At 41.2% G+C, this 16,098-nt stretch carries 16 protein-coding genes; 11 read left to right on the top strand and 5 right to left on the bottom strand.

What is annotated here, in order from left to right:
• Positions 1-76: 76 nt before the first annotated feature.
• The 3 genes from tatC to AC1DNH_RS08670 form a co-directional block, all read right to left on the bottom strand.
• Positions 77-871, bottom strand: a complete 795-nt coding sequence (gene tatC, locus AC1DNH_RS08680) for a twin-arginine translocase subunit TatC (RefSeq protein WP_245224610.1) — start codon at positions 869-871, stop codon at positions 77-79.
• Between the two features lie 64 nt (positions 872-935).
• Positions 936-1,973: a permease prefix domain 1-containing protein gene (locus tag AC1DNH_RS08675; RefSeq protein WP_057935021.1), complete on the bottom strand. Its 1,038-nt coding sequence runs from the start codon at positions 1,971-1,973 to the stop codon at positions 936-938.
• A complete protein-coding gene (locus AC1DNH_RS08670; RefSeq protein WP_057935020.1) occupies positions 1,943-2,284 on the bottom strand; it encodes a PadR family transcriptional regulator in 342 nt (113 codons plus the stop codon). The genes AC1DNH_RS08675 and AC1DNH_RS08670 overlap by 31 nt, the downstream gene beginning before the upstream one ends.
• A gap of 299 nt (positions 2,285-2,583) precedes the next feature.
• Here AC1DNH_RS08670 and AC1DNH_RS08665 point away from each other — a divergent pair, with 299 nt between their 5' ends.
• From AC1DNH_RS08665 to AC1DNH_RS08650, 4 genes are read left to right on the top strand one after another with little or no spacing between them, the layout of a single operon-like run.
• A complete protein-coding gene (locus AC1DNH_RS08665) occupies positions 2,584-3,414 on the top strand; it encodes an ATP-binding cassette domain-containing protein (RefSeq protein WP_057935019.1) in 831 nt (276 codons plus the stop codon).
• 6 nt (positions 3,415-3,420) lie between these two features.
• Positions 3,421-4,200: a hypothetical protein gene (locus AC1DNH_RS08660; protein ID WP_057935018.1), complete on the top strand. Its 780-nt coding sequence runs from the start codon at positions 3,421-3,423 to the stop codon at positions 4,198-4,200.
• Between the two features lies 1 nt (position 4,201).
• Entirely contained in the window at positions 4,202-4,585 is a 384-nt protein-coding gene (locus tag AC1DNH_RS08655) for a GntR family transcriptional regulator (protein ID WP_057935017.1), read from the top strand.
• Complete coding sequence (locus tag AC1DNH_RS08650; RefSeq protein ID WP_057935016.1) at positions 4,582-5,313, top strand: GIN domain-containing protein; 732 nt, start codon at positions 4,582-4,584, stop codon at positions 5,311-5,313. The genes AC1DNH_RS08655 and AC1DNH_RS08650 overlap by 4 nt, the downstream gene beginning before the upstream one ends.
• 73 nt (positions 5,314-5,386) lie before the next feature.
• Here AC1DNH_RS08650 and AC1DNH_RS08645 read toward each other — a convergent pair whose 3' ends face one another.
• The gene (locus tag AC1DNH_RS08645) at positions 5,387-7,813 is read right to left on the bottom strand and encodes a TonB-dependent receptor (RefSeq protein ID WP_477578117.1); all 2,427 of its coding nucleotides are present in this window, start codon (positions 7,811-7,813) and stop codon (positions 5,387-5,389) included.
• Positions 7,814-7,904: 91 nt separating this feature from the next.
• Positions 7,905-8,318 (bottom strand): EamA family transporter, encoded by a 414-nt coding sequence (locus AC1DNH_RS08640; RefSeq protein ID WP_057935014.1) that lies wholly within the window; start codon positions 8,316-8,318, stop codon positions 7,905-7,907.
• Between the two features lie 203 nt (positions 8,319-8,521).
• Between AC1DNH_RS08640 and AC1DNH_RS08635 the strand changes: the two genes are divergently transcribed.
• From AC1DNH_RS08635 to AC1DNH_RS08605, 7 genes are all read left to right on the top strand, one after another.
• Positions 8,522-9,121 carry an HD domain-containing protein gene (locus AC1DNH_RS08635; RefSeq protein ID WP_477578119.1) on the top strand — a complete coding sequence of 200 codons (600 nt, stop codon included), beginning with the start codon at positions 8,522-8,524 and terminating at the stop codon, positions 9,119-9,121.
• Between the two features lie 83 nt (positions 9,122-9,204).
• On the top strand, positions 9,205-9,882 hold the full coding sequence (locus AC1DNH_RS08630) for a response regulator transcription factor (protein ID WP_057935012.1): 678 nt from the start codon (positions 9,205-9,207) through the stop codon (positions 9,880-9,882).
• Positions 9,879-11,132: a sensor histidine kinase gene (locus AC1DNH_RS08625; RefSeq protein WP_057935011.1), complete on the top strand. Its 1,254-nt coding sequence runs from the start codon at positions 9,879-9,881 to the stop codon at positions 11,130-11,132. The genes AC1DNH_RS08630 and AC1DNH_RS08625 overlap by 4 nt, the downstream gene beginning before the upstream one ends.
• Before the next feature lie 60 nt (positions 11,133-11,192).
• A complete protein-coding gene (locus AC1DNH_RS08620) occupies positions 11,193-11,600 on the top strand; it encodes a hypothetical protein (RefSeq protein WP_057935010.1) in 408 nt (135 codons plus the stop codon).
• A gap of 3 nt (positions 11,601-11,603) precedes the next feature.
• Positions 11,604-12,395 (top strand): phosphatase PAP2 family protein, encoded by a 792-nt coding sequence (locus tag AC1DNH_RS08615; RefSeq protein ID WP_057935009.1) that lies wholly within the window; start codon positions 11,604-11,606, stop codon positions 12,393-12,395.
• A 795-nt stretch (positions 12,396-13,190) separates the two neighbouring features.
• Entirely contained in the window at positions 13,191-13,607 is a 417-nt protein-coding gene (locus AC1DNH_RS08610; protein WP_057935007.1) for a hypothetical protein, read from the top strand.
• Between the two features lie 298 nt (positions 13,608-13,905).
• Positions 13,906-16,092: a TonB-dependent siderophore receptor gene (locus tag AC1DNH_RS08605; protein ID WP_477607456.1), complete on the top strand. Its 2,187-nt coding sequence runs from the start codon at positions 13,906-13,908 to the stop codon at positions 16,090-16,092.
• The last annotated feature ends 6 nt before the right edge of the window (positions 16,093-16,098 follow it).

Raw genomic sequence — 16,098 nt, 5'->3', positions numbered from 1 at the left:
GCCAATATTCATTGTAATAGCATAATTACAGGTCCGCCAATAGTGAGACAGGTAAATACGAGGTTGGTAGTAATGCCTATCCCTGAGCCTGCATGTTTTTCCGTTCAACCCGTACCGCTACCATGATACTGATCTCATAAAGTATCATCAACGGCAAGAATACAATCAGCATGGTCTGTATATCAGGGGTAGGGGTAACTACCGCTGCAATAATCAACATGATTACAACCGCGTACCTTCTGGAACTTCGCATCAGTTTAGGTGTTAGCAGGCCCAATCCTGAAAGAATTAATACAACGATGGGCATTTCAAAAATAATTCCCGTTCCAAGAGTAAGGGTAACAATTGATGACAGATAGGAATCGATGGTGATCTGGTTTTCGATTACTTCGCTCACATGGAAGCCCACAAGAAAACGTATCGAGTAAGGAGCAATAATGTAGTAGCCAAACAAAATGCCCAGAAGAAAAAGCAGGGTAGCATAAAAAACAAAACCTCTTGCTGCTTTTCTCTCTCTTAAATGTAGGGCCGGTTTGATAAAGAGCCATAGCTCGAACAAAAGATAAGGAAAACCCAATATAATCCCGACAATAACCGATGAATTGAGCTGAAGATTGAACTGTCCGGCCATTTCGGTATTGATGATCTTGAAGCTGATCTCTTTAAGGCAATAGCTGGTACCTAAGTTAAAACGGTCACTGATCCAGCACATTATCCTGTAGGTTGGGAAATCAGCCTTTTTTGGGCCTAGGATTATCTTGTCGAAAACGAAATCATAATAACAAAAGGCCCAGATTGTTGTTAAAGCTATCACAAGGGCCGATCTGATCAGATGTTTACGGAGTACATCCAGGTGAGCAAAAAAAGACATTTCACCATGGTCACCGCTATCTTGATTTTTTGACCTAAGAAACCATTTACGAAGTTTATTACTTTCAGACATTGCTAAATAACCTGGACAAGTAACCAAATGCTTTTTGATAAAATGCGCCCATCAGCAAGAAAACGAGTATAACGAAGTAGTATTTGGTAAACATTTCACTGTAACGGCCACTAAGTTCAGAGAACAGGAACAGCATTAAAAACAGCTGGCAGCAAAACAGGTTTATACCTTTTTTCTCAGAAAAACTCACCATCCATCCAAGAACGGCAAATAAGGGGCATCCGATAATCAACGGGAGATAAGCCAGGCGGTAGGTGTAGCTAAAGATAACAGCAAGGCAGGTAATCCCACCGAGCAGCAATGAAACTTTCCAGTGTAACTTCCTGTTAAAAGATAATAGGGTACGTACATTTCTGTTGTTTCCGATCAAAAGAAAATACCCGATGAGGCCAATCAGCCCCAGATAGAACAACTGGGTAAGCATTTTAAATTTTGGTGCTACCGAATGGAGCTTATCTGTTTTGCTTAATCCGATGAGCTGAATAGTAAAAAAGGCAGAAGCAACAATTACCACTACAGAGATAAATGCAGATAATATATTTAGCTTACCTGTAAGTTTGCTTAAGGCCCTTGCCAAAACCTTTCCTTTAAAAATAAAGATAAGTATAATGCTGATCAGGACTATGATCAGTATATTAAAAACCATGGGCCACAGTCTGATGCCAAGAAAGAGCTGATCCGTATTTTTTTCTTGATTGGCTCTAAAGATAAATGCAGGAACTATAATAAAAAAAGATTGCAGAAAGAGCATAATGACGGCTCCGTATACCATCAGAAGCCCATTTTTTCTGAACGGCATGTCCGGATTGACCTTTTCAAATTCAGACTCAATCGCTGAAACCGATCCGAGACGTTTTACGGCAACTGCCCACACTTCTTCATCGCTCAGTCCCAGTTCGGTGAGCTCTGTTATCACATCATCAAGATGGTTAGTTAGTTCTTCCCTATCGTCGGGGGTAAGTGATGTCTTGATAAGATTTGATTGCCATTCAGCAATCTTTAAACTGAGGTAAGCGGAAGTGGTGCCCATAATGTATTTAAAAGTCCGTTCATAAATTCCCAGCTCAGTTTTTCTTCCTTCAGCTGTGTTATTCCTTTATCTGTAATGGTATAATACCGTCGTCTCTTTTGATTTTCGGCAATCCGCCATTCCGATCGGATGAGCTCTTTGTCCTCCAGCTTTCTCAGTACCGGATATAGGGTTCCATCGGAATATAGGACCTTTCCGTTTGAGGCCTCTTTTATTTTTTTGATGATCTCATAGCCATAACTCTCGCCTTCAATAAGGGTTGAAAGGATTATGGGGATAGATGATGCTGCAGTTAGCTCCTTTGATAGCATAAAAATGTTTTTTCAAATATACGTAGAAGTTCAATGTATGTGAAATTATTTTTATACTAAACTTTAAGAATTGGGTTATCCTGCTGGTAACCATGAAAGTAAATAGTGAATGTTGTTTTCAATTGCGGGTTGCAAGGAATAGTTTTAGTTAAGAGTAGGTAAGGGAATTGAATGCGCTTAATTAGCCCTGGCCGCTAAACATAAAAAATTGAATAAAATATTTTGAAATACCGGATTTAAATTTACTTTTGTAGTGTGTTACATAAGTGATACAGTGATATACTAAAAATATCTTCATTATGATAGAGATCATTGACCTGAGTTTTGGATATTCTAAAAAATCCACATTACTTAAAAAATTGAACCTGAAACTTGAAAAAGGGCACATCTATGGGCTTTTGGGAAAAAATGGTGCTGGAAAATCTACATTGCTCAAAAATATAGCGGGGCTTGCCTTTCCTTTTGAGGGGAAATGTATGGTCAACGGTAAAATTGCAGCCAGGCGCCAGCCTTCTTTTCTTCAGGGGCTTTTTTTTATTCCAGAAGAGGTACACATGCCATCGCTAAGTACGGAGTCTTTTGTTGCCCGGACGGCACACTTTTATCCGGCCTTTGATCGTACGTATTTTTATAAACTGCTGTCGGAGTTTGATGTAGACAGAGAGGAGAACCTAAGCAAGCTTTCTTTTGGACAACAGAAAAAAATGATGATTTCTTTTGGCCTGGCAACAAATACATCTCTTTTGATCATGGATGAGCCGACCAATGGACTTGATATTCCCTCAAAGGTCCAGTTCAGAAAGGTTATTTCCTCAGCACTCTCTGATGAGCGGTGCATCATTATCTCGACTCATCAGGTGAGGGATCTGGACAGTCTGATCGATACCCTTCTTGTGCTCCATAATAAAGAGATCGTAGTAAACCTTCCTTTAGATGTAATCGGGGAGCGTTTGCTCTTTAGTTCGGCCGGAAGGGCAAACCCAGATAGGATACTCTACGCTGAAGATAATATGATCGGTACCAATACCATCAGTATCAACACCGATGAGCAGTATGGTAAGGTGGATATGGAACTGCTATTTAATGCGGTTGTTAATGGAGAAAATTTAATTTTACAACATTTAAAATAACAGGATATGAACGATATATTTAATTGGAAGCGGTTTATCGCACTTTTCAAAAAACATAGTGCCGAAAATTACAAGACCTACCTGATGTCAATAGGGGTTCTGATCGGGGTACTCACCCTCATCCTTAGTTTTATTACTTATACCAGCGATGGCCATATAGGTGTATTTCAACAGGGCATTATTTTTCTTAACATCATGATCTTTTCTGGAACGATATTTACCAGTATGATCTTTGCAGATCTTGGTAGCAGAAAGAAGGCCATACCCATTCTAACCCTTCCCGTATCTCATCTGGAGAAATATCTGGTCGCCTGGCTTTATTCTTTTGTTGTTTTTCAGCTGGTGTATGTCGGCTGCTTTTACGCCGTAGATTATATTGTGCTATATGCGGGCAATGTCGGTATTTCAGATAAGAACAATATGGTGAATATATTTTCAACCGACGATCCGTTCTGGATTGCATTTCCACAGTTTGCCGTTCTTCAGGCGATCTGTTTTATCGGGGCAATATACTTTGAAAGGCTCCATTTTATCAAAACTGCTTTTCTTTTTTTCTTATTTATCCTGTTTCTGAGTGTTTTTAATACCATGCTGTTAAACTGGATTTTTGGTTTCAAGGTAGACAAGGGTATCCCGTTCAGTTCGGTCGGAATCACTGAAGCGGGCCATTTTTGGTTTATCAGGAGAGATCATTTGGGCGATGCTGTGGTGTTTGCTTCACTCGTATTGGTCTGTGGCCTGTTGTGGTTGGGAAGCTATTTTAGATTGAAGGAGAAGCAGGTATAATATGGAGTTTAGAGAAAACGAAGCAATTTATTCCCAGGTGGCAAATTTCGTTACCGAGCATATCATGCTGGGCAAATGGCTGCCGGAACAGAAGATCCCTTCAGTTAGGGAACTGGCATCTGATCTTCAGGTAAACCCCCATACGGTGGTGAGGGCCTATGAGATACTGCAGTCAAGAGAGGTGATCTCAAATAAAAGAGGGATCGGTTTCTTCATCCATAGTGATGCCATTGAAAAAATAAGGAGCTTCAGTAAGGAACGTTTCATGGGACAGGACCTGCCGGAACTGCTCAAGAATATGTACCTGCTGGGGATTACCATTGAGGAGATCGGCGCACAGTTCGAATCCTATAAGAAAACCATGAACCAATCCAAACAAATATGAAAAACAGCAATATTATGATCATTTCGGCTATAGCTATCATACTGATCTCGCTAACTGTATATAATTTTACCTTAAAAGCTTCATACCGAAACGGGGATTATAAAAATCCATTTTATGGGCTTAGCTATAATCAGATAAACAAGGTTTCAAAGATTGAACTCGACTGCTCGAATAAAATTACATGTTATATCCGTCAGGGGAAAAATAGCGGCATTTACCTAAGTGCGCGCGCCAAGGATAAGGTGATCTGGAGTGTTGAGCAAGGTAGTTTAAAGATCGACCTGAGCGATGAGGCTAAGCGGGCAGATTTTATGGTCTATAACGATGATCTGGTCATTGTTCTTGACAATCTTGAGCGGATCAGCACAAAGCCGTATTTTAGAACCGGTGAGAAATGGGAGCATGCACGGCTTTTCGGTCAAATAGGTATCAGTGGATTTAGACAGGATTCAATGGATGTCGATCTGGGTATTTCTTCCTCCGCTGTTCTGGATAGTATCTCTGTTGGTAGTCTGAACGCATTGATCGGTGCGCATGGAAAAGGTGTTTCATCCCTACAGTTGCATTCTGGAACTTTTGGCAACGCAGTATTCAAAATTCCCGGGTCAGGAAAACTTGAGCTACTGGATCCGAAGATCACCAAAAGTGAATATCATCTTTCCAATGAAGCAACCGTAACGCTCAATGGGAAGTCCTTGCGGATTATCGAAGAAAACGGGGAAAGATAATAAACCGCCCGAGGGTTTGTATTTCTGGAATATCGCATACCATAACACTGATATTCGATATTCCAGAATTAGATTAAAACTTATAACTGTAACCCATCCTGAATACCTGGGTTTCATAATAATCGGTACTGTTTAGCCTGAATCCGTTGCCAGTAATCTCTTTTTTGATTTTCAGCGTATTAAAAATGTCGTTGCCGTTTAAAAACAGTTCACCTTTTCCTTTCTGGATCTGCTTTTTAATTCCAAGATCTGTTGAGAACCTTGAGCCGATTTTTCCCTGGGGAATAATGTCCGGCGCCAGGTAGGCCATAGAAAGTTGGATATCGGTATCGCCTTTTAACTTAAACTGGGCATTGAATTTCACATTCCCGGATACTAAGGATTCCTTGGTCATGCTATATTGAGTGGGTACGGGGTATCTGTTTTCTACGCTAAATGCATCAATGGTATTCTGGTATACCGTCCCACTCAGGTTGAAGGAAAACCAGGCCTTGAGCTGTTGTTGCCAAAGCAGTTCCCCTCCCGAATTGTAGCTTTTTCCGGCATTCTGGAAAATATTATACAAGATGGTATTTCCAGGAACCTGTGTGGCAATCCTGGTAATGGTGCCCGAAATAATTTTATGAAAAGCTGATCCATACAGATAACCTTTGTCCCAATTGTATTTATAACCGAGTTCCAGCGAAGTGGTAAACTGTGGGCGTAAGGTAGGGTTACCTACCTTGAGCAGTTCTGGTTCATCATATTTTGGGAAAATACGGATATCCACTTCGTTTGGACGGTCTACACGCTGGTTGTAAAAGAAAGTGATCCTGTTGTCCGTATTGATTTTGTAAGCAAAGCGAAGATTTGGAAAAGGGCGGAGGTAATCATAACCGTCGCTTTTGTACGTATTGTGGTCGGGGTTTACATCATAGTAAATATTGGCATACTCCATTCTCAGGCCGGCTTCAAGTTCGATTTTGGGCGTTTCATAAATATAGTTTCCATAAACTGCCGGAATATGTTCACTATAGTCTGCCCAGCCTCCAGCGTTCACATCAATGGGCGAATTAAGCCCAGCAAAGAACTGCATATTGGTCGGGATGTTCCGATAACGGTACTTAAGTCCGGCTTCAATCCGGCCATGTTTCATGGGTTTTACATAATCAATGGTAAGATCAGAAACATGTTCGTCCGACAAAAGTTTAAAGGCATCTTCGCCGCTAAAAGTGGGCAGGATGTTAGTGAAATTGTATTTTTCGTCTTCCCTGTGCCAGGTATAATTAAATCCTGTAGTTAAGGTATGTCCTGGCTGGGCAAATTTATGCTGGTATACAGCAGAACCGGTGGCCGTATATTTTACTTCGTCCTCTACAAATTGCCACAACCGGTTCCGTACCGTATAATCTCCATTAAAATAGGGGATATCACCTAGGTCGATGATTTTTTCCCTGTTGAAAAACGCAGATACCGTAAGGCTATTGTGTTCGTCAGGATTATAATCCACTCCGGTTTTTACGGTTGTAAAGGTCGTTGTCCGGTTTCTTTTTACCTGTTGGTTCAGTACCATGCCACTATCAAAGATGCGCTGAGAAAATTCGTTTTTGTTCAGTGTTTGGGTGTACAGATAATCCGCCTGTAAAAAGATATTGGTTTTGTTTTTTTTATAGTTTAACGAAAGCGATGGATTAAGTTTTGGAGTGGCCTGGTACTGCGGCGATATCCCCGGTAGGTTTTCTTTTCTGAGCCAGAGTGATCCAAGACCGCTGTTAAAACCCACTTTGCCATTTAAGCCTTCCTGATTGTTTTTCTTGTATATAATATTGATAATGCCTGCATTTCCGCTGGCATCGAATTTAGAAGAAGGGTTTGCTATAATCTCAATCCGCTCTATGGATGATGCCGGGATATTATCAAGCCCGGTCTGGCTACCAAAACCTGTGATGGCATTCTGTTTTCCATCAATGAGTACTGCAACCTTATCATTCCCCCTCAATTGCACTTTACCATCCTGAATGGTTACGCCTGGAAGATTCTGCATGGCCTGAAGTACCGACCCACCCAATTGGCTTGTATTTTTTGTAATGTCGTAGCTTTTTTTATCCATTTTGTTGGATATCCCTTCAGATGTGGATGTTCCCTTTATCTCAATGGTTTGCAGGGTCTGGGGATCTTCTATAAGATCGAAATTCCCAAGATCTAAAAAAGGGCTTAGTATGCCAACGCTGAAGGTTTTGCTGATGCGTTGGTAGCCCACCATGCTTACTTCAAGAATATATTCTCCCGAAGGCACATCTTTAAGGGTAAACCGGCCCTGTTCGTTGCTTACCGTACCCAAAATAAATTTTGTATCGGTTCCTTTTTTTAACTGTATATTTCCGAAAGGCAGTGTATTCTTATTTTTTGCATCCCTGATCTGTCCTGAAAGGGTTATCGGCTTTTCCTGTCCTTCTGCATCCTCTGGGCAAAGAAATAGCGCAAGGCAAAAAAGCCTCAATATCCGTATGTAGTTTTTCATAATTTATAAGTTTTCCGAAAGGCAAATTATAAAGCAATTCTGAAGACAATCTGAACTTCTGAAAACTACTATCGATCTGATCTGTTCCGGTTTATAACAGGATCACTAGACTCCCAGCCACAATCATAAGACCGCCAATGAGTGTTTTTACCTCAATGGGTTCTTTGAGGATCAGAAAAGCAAGCCCCATGGCTATAGCTACACTTAGTTTATCAATCGGGGCAACTTTCGAAACATTTCCGGTTTCGAGTGCCTTAAAATAAAAAATCCACGAAAGCCCTGTTGCAACACCCGAGAGGCCCAAAAAGATCAGGTTATTTTTGCTCAGTGTTTTAAGCTGCGAAATTTCACCGGTGGCCAGCACGATACCCCAGGCAATGAAAAGAATAACAATGGTGCGGATCGCCGTTGCCAGATTTCCATTGACGCCTTTGATCCCGATTTTAGCAAGGATTGCAGTAGCTGCGGCGAAAAAAGCAGATAAGATTGCATAATATTTCCACATATTAAAGATTTTAGGTTAAAGCAATTTAAGGAGTAAAAAGGAATTTAACCATTAATTCAGTAGTAAAATTGTATTGAATCGCATAGTTATTGTGAGGCAATTAGGAAGTACAAAAACATTTGTAAGCACAAAGTATAATTATGTGCACTACAGATTTTCTCCAGAATTGAGTTTTATCATTGCGCCGGATTAATTTAATCTAGATGGATAAAAAAGCCGATCAGTTATTAACCAAGGTAAAATTATTTGTTGAAGACCAGTTGAAGAACAGGCTTTCGCAAAGAATGTATTTCCATAATCTTGAGCATACCTTACTGGTGGTTGAAGGTGTACAGTTAATAAGCCGCCACATGGGACTTTCAAAATCCGACCGTTTGGTGGTGATTCTTGCGGCGTTTTTGCACGATCTTGGCTATACCGAAAAATACGTCGGGCACGAAGAAGCCAGCGCAGAGATTGCTGCAGAATTTCTTTTAGAAAATGGCTTTGCGAGAGAAAGAACAGAACTGGTGCGCGGATGCATTATGGCTACCCGGTTTCCACAATACCCCAAAAACGAACTGGAAATGGTTATTTGTGATGCAGATTTCTACCATTTTTCGCTAAATGATTATCAGGACTATGCCGATAGACTAAAACGTGAATGGGAAGAAAACCTCGGATTGGTTTATACCGATCTGGCATGGGATACATTGAACCTGGAAATGCTCAGTCGGCATGAGTATTTTACTGCTTATGGCAAAAAGATATTACAGGAAAAGAAAATGCTGAACATAAAAAAACTGATAGGCCGGATTGGTTAATATATAATTGTTGAAAATACGGATTTGTACCCATCGCTGGTTAGCTTCACTTTAAATCCCGGCATAATTTAATAATTTACACCATGAAAATTTTGATCATCGAAGATGAACAGGCACTCTATGAGAGTATCCTTGCCTATTTTACAGGCGAGGGCAACATCTGTGAGCTTGCAACCGACTTCGTTACAGCATCCGAAAAGATAGCACTATATCATTACGATTGTATTTTGTTAGACCTCGGGCTGCCGGACGGAGAAGGGCTGGAGCTGTTGACCCGATTGAAAAGCATGAACAAAAAAGACGGCGTACTGATTATTTCGGCAAGGCATTCGCTTGATGACCGTTTGGCCGGGCTTGATCTTGGTGCAGATGATTACCTGGTAAAGCCATTCCACCTATCGGAGCTAAAAGCAAGGGTAAGTGCGATTGTGAGGAGAAAAAACTTTGAAGGAACCAACCTGATTATTTTTGATGAGATCAAGGTTGATGTTGCCGCGATGAAAACTACCGTAAATGAACATCCTGTTGTATTGACTAAAAAAGAGTTCGATCTATTAGTGTATTTCCTGTCCAACAAGAATAAGGTGGTAACCAAAAACGCAATGGCCGAACATCTTTGGGGCGATGAAATGGATCTTTCAAATGATTTTGACTTCATTTATACTCACGTTAAAAATTTAAAAAAGAAGCTCAGCGAGGCTGGTTCAAAAGACCATCTGCGCTCTGTTTATGGTATCGGCTATAAATTCAGCAGCCAATGAAACTCTCCACCCGTTACAACAGGGTAAACATCATCACCTCCATCATCGTGCTGATTATTACCGGGATTATCTATTACCTGGTTATCCACCTCATTCTGACAAACAAACTTGATAAAGACCTTGCCGTTGAAGAAAACGAGATCAGGCAATATACCCACACCTACAAAAAACTTCCACTGCCAGCAACCTACCTCGATCAGCAGATTTCTTACAGCAGCCCAAAGGGCGACACCACGGATGTACGCGAATTCAGTTATACCACTTACTTAAATCCTAAAGAGAAAGAACAGGAGCCGGGTAGAAGTCTGGTAACCACCGTTAACCTTAATGGAAAAACAATAGTGGTTACCATAACGAAATCGCGTGTTGAATCGGAAGACCTCGTAAGGATTATCCTGTTGATCACCCTGGGCATTACCATGTTACTGCTCTTTTCGCTATTGCTGATTAACCGTTTTGTACTAAACAGGCTTTGGAAACCCTTTTATGTAGTGCTTAACCGGATGAAGGCTTTTGAGGTAACCCGCATGGATAACATCAAAGAAGAGCCCACGCGGATTGATGAGTTTAACGAACTTAATAAATCGGTAAATGCAATGGCCGAGAAAGTAAAGCAGGATTATAAAGAACTGAAAAGTTTTACCGATAATGCTTCGCACGAAATGATGACACCTTTGGCTGTGATCAATTCCAAGCTCGATTCGCTCCTGCAAACAGAGTCTTTTACCGAACAACAGGGTGCATTACTGGAAGATATCTATCAAGCCACAGGTAGACTTTCGAGGTTACATCAATCGCTTTTGCTGTTGGCCAAGATCGAAAACAACCTGATATCGGATACCGAGGAAATAGACTTAAAAGAAATGATCGAAGCAAAAATCCGTCAGTTTCAGGAACTTTTTGGACGGGACGGATTAAATGTAGAAATAAAACTATCGGAACGGAAAGTAACCATGAGCCGCTATCTGGCAGATATCCTTTTAAACAACCTTTTCAGCAATGCCGTAAGGCATAATATAAACGATGGCAGGATATCGCTTGAATTGACCAGTGAAAAACTTACCATTTCAAATACCGGAAAAACCTTAAATATCCATAACCGCATGTTCGACCGTTTTTCAAAATCGACAGAATCTGAGGGAATGGGATTGGGGCTGGCCATCAGCAAACAGATCTGTAACCTTTACGGATTCAATATTGAATACAGTCATATCGAAAACATGCATTTTTTTTCAATTTATTTAGGCTAAGGCAGATAACTACAGAATTCCTACAAAGTTGCCGAATAGTTTTGATTAAAAATTAAAACTATGAAACAGATTTTAGTAATTATATTGCTAGTGGGAGGAACAGTTTTCTCATCACAGGCCCAAAAAATCAATGCTCTGAAAGTACCTGCTGCCGTTAGTGCTGCTTTTAAAAAATCACACCCTGCTGCTAACGTAAAATGGGAAATGGAGCAGGCTAATTATGAGGCTGGTTTTATCCTCAATGGAAAAGAGACTTCTGAAGTTTATACACCGGGCGGTACTCTGCTGGAAACAGAAAGCACAATCAAACCTTCAGAACTGCCGGTAACCGTACTTGCCAAACTAAAAGGCAAGAAGATTGCCGAAGCCGCAAAAATTACAAAAGCCGATGGAACAATACATTATGAGGCTGAGGTAAAAGGTAAAGATCTTTTGTTCGATGTAAACGGGAATACCGTTAAAAACTAGATCATGTGCAGAATACGTCTTTCTATCTTACTTTTTATCACTACAATATCTATTTGTTCTGCACAGGTTATCGATTCTACTGCAATCCTTCCGGCCGATACGGCAGGAAGATGGTATGCCGGAAATCCTGTGCCGAAGATGAAATTCAGGCCAATTACCTTTATTGCACCTGCAGTATTGATCGGTTATGGTTTTGCTGCGGTTTACGACCATGGTGCACTCAAACAGCTTGATGTGAGCACCAAGGCTGAATTACAGGAAGATCACCCGCTTTTCGCCGCCCATGTAGATGATTATTTACAGTTAGCCCCAGCCGCTGCGGTTTATGCACTTAACCTATCGGGGGTAAAAGGAAAACACAATCTGTTCGATGCCTCCATGTTATATGTTACCTCTGCTGCCATTATGGGCGTTTCTACCCATTTTGTAAAGCAGGGTGTGGGCAGAATGCGGCCTGACGGATCGGGTACAAATTCTTTTCCCTCAGGGCATACGGCCTCAGCTTTTATGGCAGCAGAATTTCTCCATCAGGAATATAAGGATGTAGATCCATGGATCGGTTACGCAGGATATTTTGTGGCCACGGCCACAGGAACACTAAGGATGTACAACAATAAACATTGGTTTAGCGATGTGGTGGCCGGTGCCGGTTTCGGTATTGCTTCCACAAAAATCGCTTACCTGATTTATCCCTATATGAAAGGCCTGTTCACCACAAAGAAAGAAGGCAATTTCACTTTAATGCCCTTCCATCAACCTGGTAGCACCGGACTGATGCTTTCGGGAAGGTTCTAAGTGTATAGCCGGGGGGCACAACCTTAATCATGTATGTTTTCTGCCAATTAAATCACCATAAACTCCCTGTCGGCAGAAATTACAGCGAACCGTATATGCTGTATCAAACCCAAATGGGGGTTTAAGGTAAATATATTGTGAGGAACGCTTAGGCATGTATACTTGGGAGTATCACTGTCATTTTACCTATCCATGACACTTCCACAGGTTTGATGTGCTAAACTTTAACATTTTGACCAAACCACTTTAAATTATACTCCTATCTTTGTGACAGAAATGTTTAAAAGGTCTTTAGTCATATTATTGTTGGTAGCGCTTATCGGATCAAATTTTGCCGTTTACTTGGTTTACGCCGGATTTGAAGTGAATAAAAAGGAGATTGCTGCCAAATTGTGTGAAAATAAGAACAGGCCCTGGATGCACTGCAATGGCAAGTGTTATCTAATGAAGAAACTAAAACAGGCAGAGGAAAAAGAAAAAAAACAGGACCGCCAAAATCAGCGTAGTGCCTATCCTCTGGGTCTTCCAACTCAACCAATTTTTTTATCTCTTATTTTTCCCAAAAATATTGTTAATTATCACCCTCTTAGGATTGATCGGCCTATTAGCTGTACTTACACTATATTCCAACCACCAAAGTGGAACTGCTAAATACCGATAAGTTGTAGTCTGTCTAAACTTATCCGGGTATTGTCCACTCCATGGGTACTCTTTCTACTTCCGGGAAGATAAACCGCTATTTTTTGGACGATACCAAAATAATTTTGTGTATAGCTTATTTTATGACTTCTCAAAATGAGATCTTTGGTTATTTGTCCTGCAATTTTATTGGTAACAGTCTTTGTTTTTTCCTGTAAAAATCAGGAAAACTATAGGGAAATCCGATCAAAAGTGGTCAGTGTTCATGACAAGGTAATGCGGGATGCAGATCTGGCTCATGGACTGTACAAGTCCCTGGATTCGGTATATAGAAATATCGGTGATAAGGATACTGTTAAGGTCCTGTCCATAATGGTAAATATCGAGAAGGCGAACCATGAGATGGAGGAATGGATGGAGCACTTTGAACCTGATGTATCAGGCAAGGATGCAGCTGAATCTGTTCGGTATTTTAAAACTGAGCTGGATAAGATCTATAAAATTGACCGTCGCTATAAAAGGGTAATGGTCGATGCTGATCATTATCTGGACAGCCGATATCGCCGGAGATAGTCGAAGCAATAAACACAACAATTATTAATTAATCTTTTACTGGTCAGGGCCTAATGTTCTTTGCTGTGCTTTTTGCATAGCGCGTAAAGCATATTGTAAAAGATTTGCGCGGGATGTACGAGCTTTCCTACAAAATTGCGTTAAAAAAAATATTATAAAAACGCTAGCGGCCCTGTTTACCTAAACGACCCTAAAAGATCTTGTATAAAACAAGCAAGAGATAAATTGGCGACCTGCCGGATTAGAAAGATGATACTCTTTTGTTGATGCGCAGTTTACAGCCATAAAAAGAATTTAAATGAAAAACATACTATTAACGGGCCTTTGTTTACTTATGTTTTCGGCCGGAGTTTTGGCCCAGGATAAAACGAAACCCCAAAAGGATCTGGTTAAAATCACAGGAGATACCTCGGCAAAGAAACTGAACGAGGTAAAAATAAGTTCCCGCTATTACCGCAGGTATAACCTGAACAAATCTTCAGCTGCTTTGAAACTTAATACGCCACTGCTCCAGCTTCCACAGAATATTCAGGAGATTGATCAGAGTATTATTGCCGACCAGCAATCTATCAATGTTAACGAAAGCGTAACGCGGAATGTTAGTGGTACCATTCGTAACAACAATGCAGACATGTATAACGCTTCTGTTTTTATGCGTGGAGCGCAGATAACCCCGATGCGCAATGGGCTGGATCTTTCGATGATTTACGCTGGCCCCAGCGCCGAGGATGCCGCCATTATCGGCCGTGTAGAATTTATAAAAGGCCCCTCAAGTTATATCAATGGGCTTTTTGACCCGGCGGGTTCTTACAATGTGCTCACTAAACAGCCTATGGGGAGCAATACCAATCAGATTAGCTTCACAACGGGGAGTTTTAACCTTTATAGGGTTACGGCAGATCTGGACGGCAATCTGGATAGAACCGATAAATGGCAGTACCGGCTAAATGCTGCCGGGCAAAAGTCTGAATCGTTCCAGAAGTATAATTTCAACGATAAACTTGTGGTGGATCCGGTAATCAGATATAATATAAATGATCACTCCTATGTTTCTGCAGAGTATCTATTCCAGACCCAGCGCTTTCAACAGTATTTTTCGACAGTATTTGCGCCCGATGGATTTGTGAGCTTGCCCAGTGACTTTACCATAAACGACCCCAATAAGGCACCATTTAAATCTGTTGAGCACAACGGTTTTTTAAGTTATCATAATTCGTTTAGCCAAAACTGGCACCTTACAATAAATGCCGCATATGCACGTGACCACCTGGAAGGAACTTATTTCTTTGTTTCACGCTACAATGCGGCCCAGCCTAATCTGATCATGCGCAGGGCAACCTATGAGCGTTTGAATACAGATGCGCTTGCAATCCAGCCCTATATCAACGGCGAATTTAATACAGGTGCGGTCCGCCACCAGTTTTTGGGTGGTATCGACATCAACCGTAAAAGGTTTATTTCCTATTCCGGATCAGGTGATCCCACAGCCAACCAGACCCTTTATCCACTGGATGCTTATCATCCTGTATATGGCATTGACTTTGATGCCAACGTTAGAACGGGCGCATTATCAGAGATCGCGACTGATCAGCAGTCCATCTCGTATCAGGCTGCGTATGTACAGGATGAACTTGCAATGTTTGAAAATAGGTTGCGCGTGACAGTAGCCGCCAGACTGACCTTTAGTGAGACAGGCGTTCAAAAGAGCCCTACCAAAACCAGTTTGGGCGAGACCAAAAATACAGCTTTTACGCCAAAGTTGGGATTGAGCTATTCGCTGATGCCGGATTTTTCCGTATACGCACTTTTTGATCAGACCTTTACGCCACAAAGCGGAATTAATACCACAAATGGTGAGGCATTTAAGCCCCTAAAGGGCGAAAACATAGAGGCTGGGCTTAAGAAAGACTGGATGGATGGGAAATGGAATACCACAATCTCGGTTTACAGAATTATCAGGGATAATGTAAAGGTAAGCGATCCTTCCACCAATATCCAGACTCAGTTGGGGCAGACCCTTTCCAAGGGGATCGAGTTTGATCTGAAAGGAGAAATTTTAAAAGGCCTCAATACGGTAATCAACTATGCCTACACAGATAGCCATATTTCCAGGGATGCCAATGTGGCCCGGATAGGATTGGTTACACCTTTTCGGGTTAAACATATTCAGAACACCTGGTTGAATTATCTTTTGCCATTTCATCAAATAAAGGGTTTAACGGTATCAGCTGGATATCAGTTGCAGGTAGGGAGAGCTGGCCGATACGAACTTCAAAAGCTGGAGCTTGCACCTGTTTTTCGTGTGGATGGCGGAATTGGCTGGTCGAATGCCCGCTTTTCTGTAAATGGAATTGTGAATAATATATTCAACAGGTTTAATTACGGAAGTGCATGGATTACGCCGTCATCTGCTACAATTGGTACCTATGCCTATGTTCCCTACCCACCACGTGAGTTCAGGTTAAACGTAGGCTATAAATTTTAATTGGCG

It is taken from the genome of Pedobacter sp. 01N310, from assembly GCF_056399805.1.
Note: the sequence above shows the minus strand (reverse complement) of the source record. Positions and strands in the feature narration are given on the sequence as shown.

Bases quoted from the DNA above. Each gene is read 5' to 3' on its own strand.
- tatC (WP_245224610.1), bottom strand. From the start codon at position 871: ATGTCTTTTTTTGCTCACCTGGATGTACTCCGTAAACATCTGATCAGA.
- AC1DNH_RS08675 (WP_057935021.1), bottom strand. From the start codon at position 1,973: ATGGGCACCACTTCCGCTTACCTCAGTTTAAAGATTGCTGAATGGCAA.
- AC1DNH_RS08670 (WP_057935020.1), bottom strand. From the start codon at position 2,284: ATGCTATCAAAGGAGCTAACTGCAGCATCATCTATCCCCATAATCCTT.
- AC1DNH_RS08665 (WP_057935019.1), top strand. From the start codon at position 2,584: ATGATAGAGATCATTGACCTGAGTTTTGGATATTCTAAAAAATCCACA.
- AC1DNH_RS08660 (WP_057935018.1), top strand. From the start codon at position 3,421: ATGAACGATATATTTAATTGGAAGCGGTTTATCGCACTTTTCAAAAAA.
- AC1DNH_RS08655 (WP_057935017.1), top strand. From the start codon at position 4,202: ATGGAGTTTAGAGAAAACGAAGCAATTTATTCCCAGGTGGCAAATTTC.
- AC1DNH_RS08650 (WP_057935016.1), top strand. From the start codon at position 4,582: ATGAAAAACAGCAATATTATGATCATTTCGGCTATAGCTATCATACTG.
- AC1DNH_RS08645 (WP_477578117.1), bottom strand. From the start codon at position 7,813: ATGAAAAACTACATACGGATATTGAGGCTTTTTTGCCTTGCGCTATTT.
- AC1DNH_RS08640 (WP_057935014.1), bottom strand. From the start codon at position 8,318: ATGTGGAAATATTATGCAATCTTATCTGCTTTTTTCGCCGCAGCTACT.
- AC1DNH_RS08635 (WP_477578119.1), top strand. From the start codon at position 8,522: ATGGATAAAAAAGCCGATCAGTTATTAACCAAGGTAAAATTATTTGTT.
- AC1DNH_RS08630 (WP_057935012.1), top strand. From the start codon at position 9,205: ATGAAAATTTTGATCATCGAAGATGAACAGGCACTCTATGAGAGTATC.
- AC1DNH_RS08625 (WP_057935011.1), top strand. From the start codon at position 9,879: ATGAAACTCTCCACCCGTTACAACAGGGTAAACATCATCACCTCCATC.
- AC1DNH_RS08620 (WP_057935010.1), top strand. From the start codon at position 11,193: ATGAAACAGATTTTAGTAATTATATTGCTAGTGGGAGGAACAGTTTTC.
- AC1DNH_RS08615 (WP_057935009.1), top strand. From the start codon at position 11,604: ATGTGCAGAATACGTCTTTCTATCTTACTTTTTATCACTACAATATCT.
- AC1DNH_RS08610 (WP_057935007.1), top strand. From the start codon at position 13,191: ATGAGATCTTTGGTTATTTGTCCTGCAATTTTATTGGTAACAGTCTTT.
- AC1DNH_RS08605 (WP_477607456.1), top strand. From the start codon at position 13,906: ATGAAAAACATACTATTAACGGGCCTTTGTTTACTTATGTTTTCGGCC.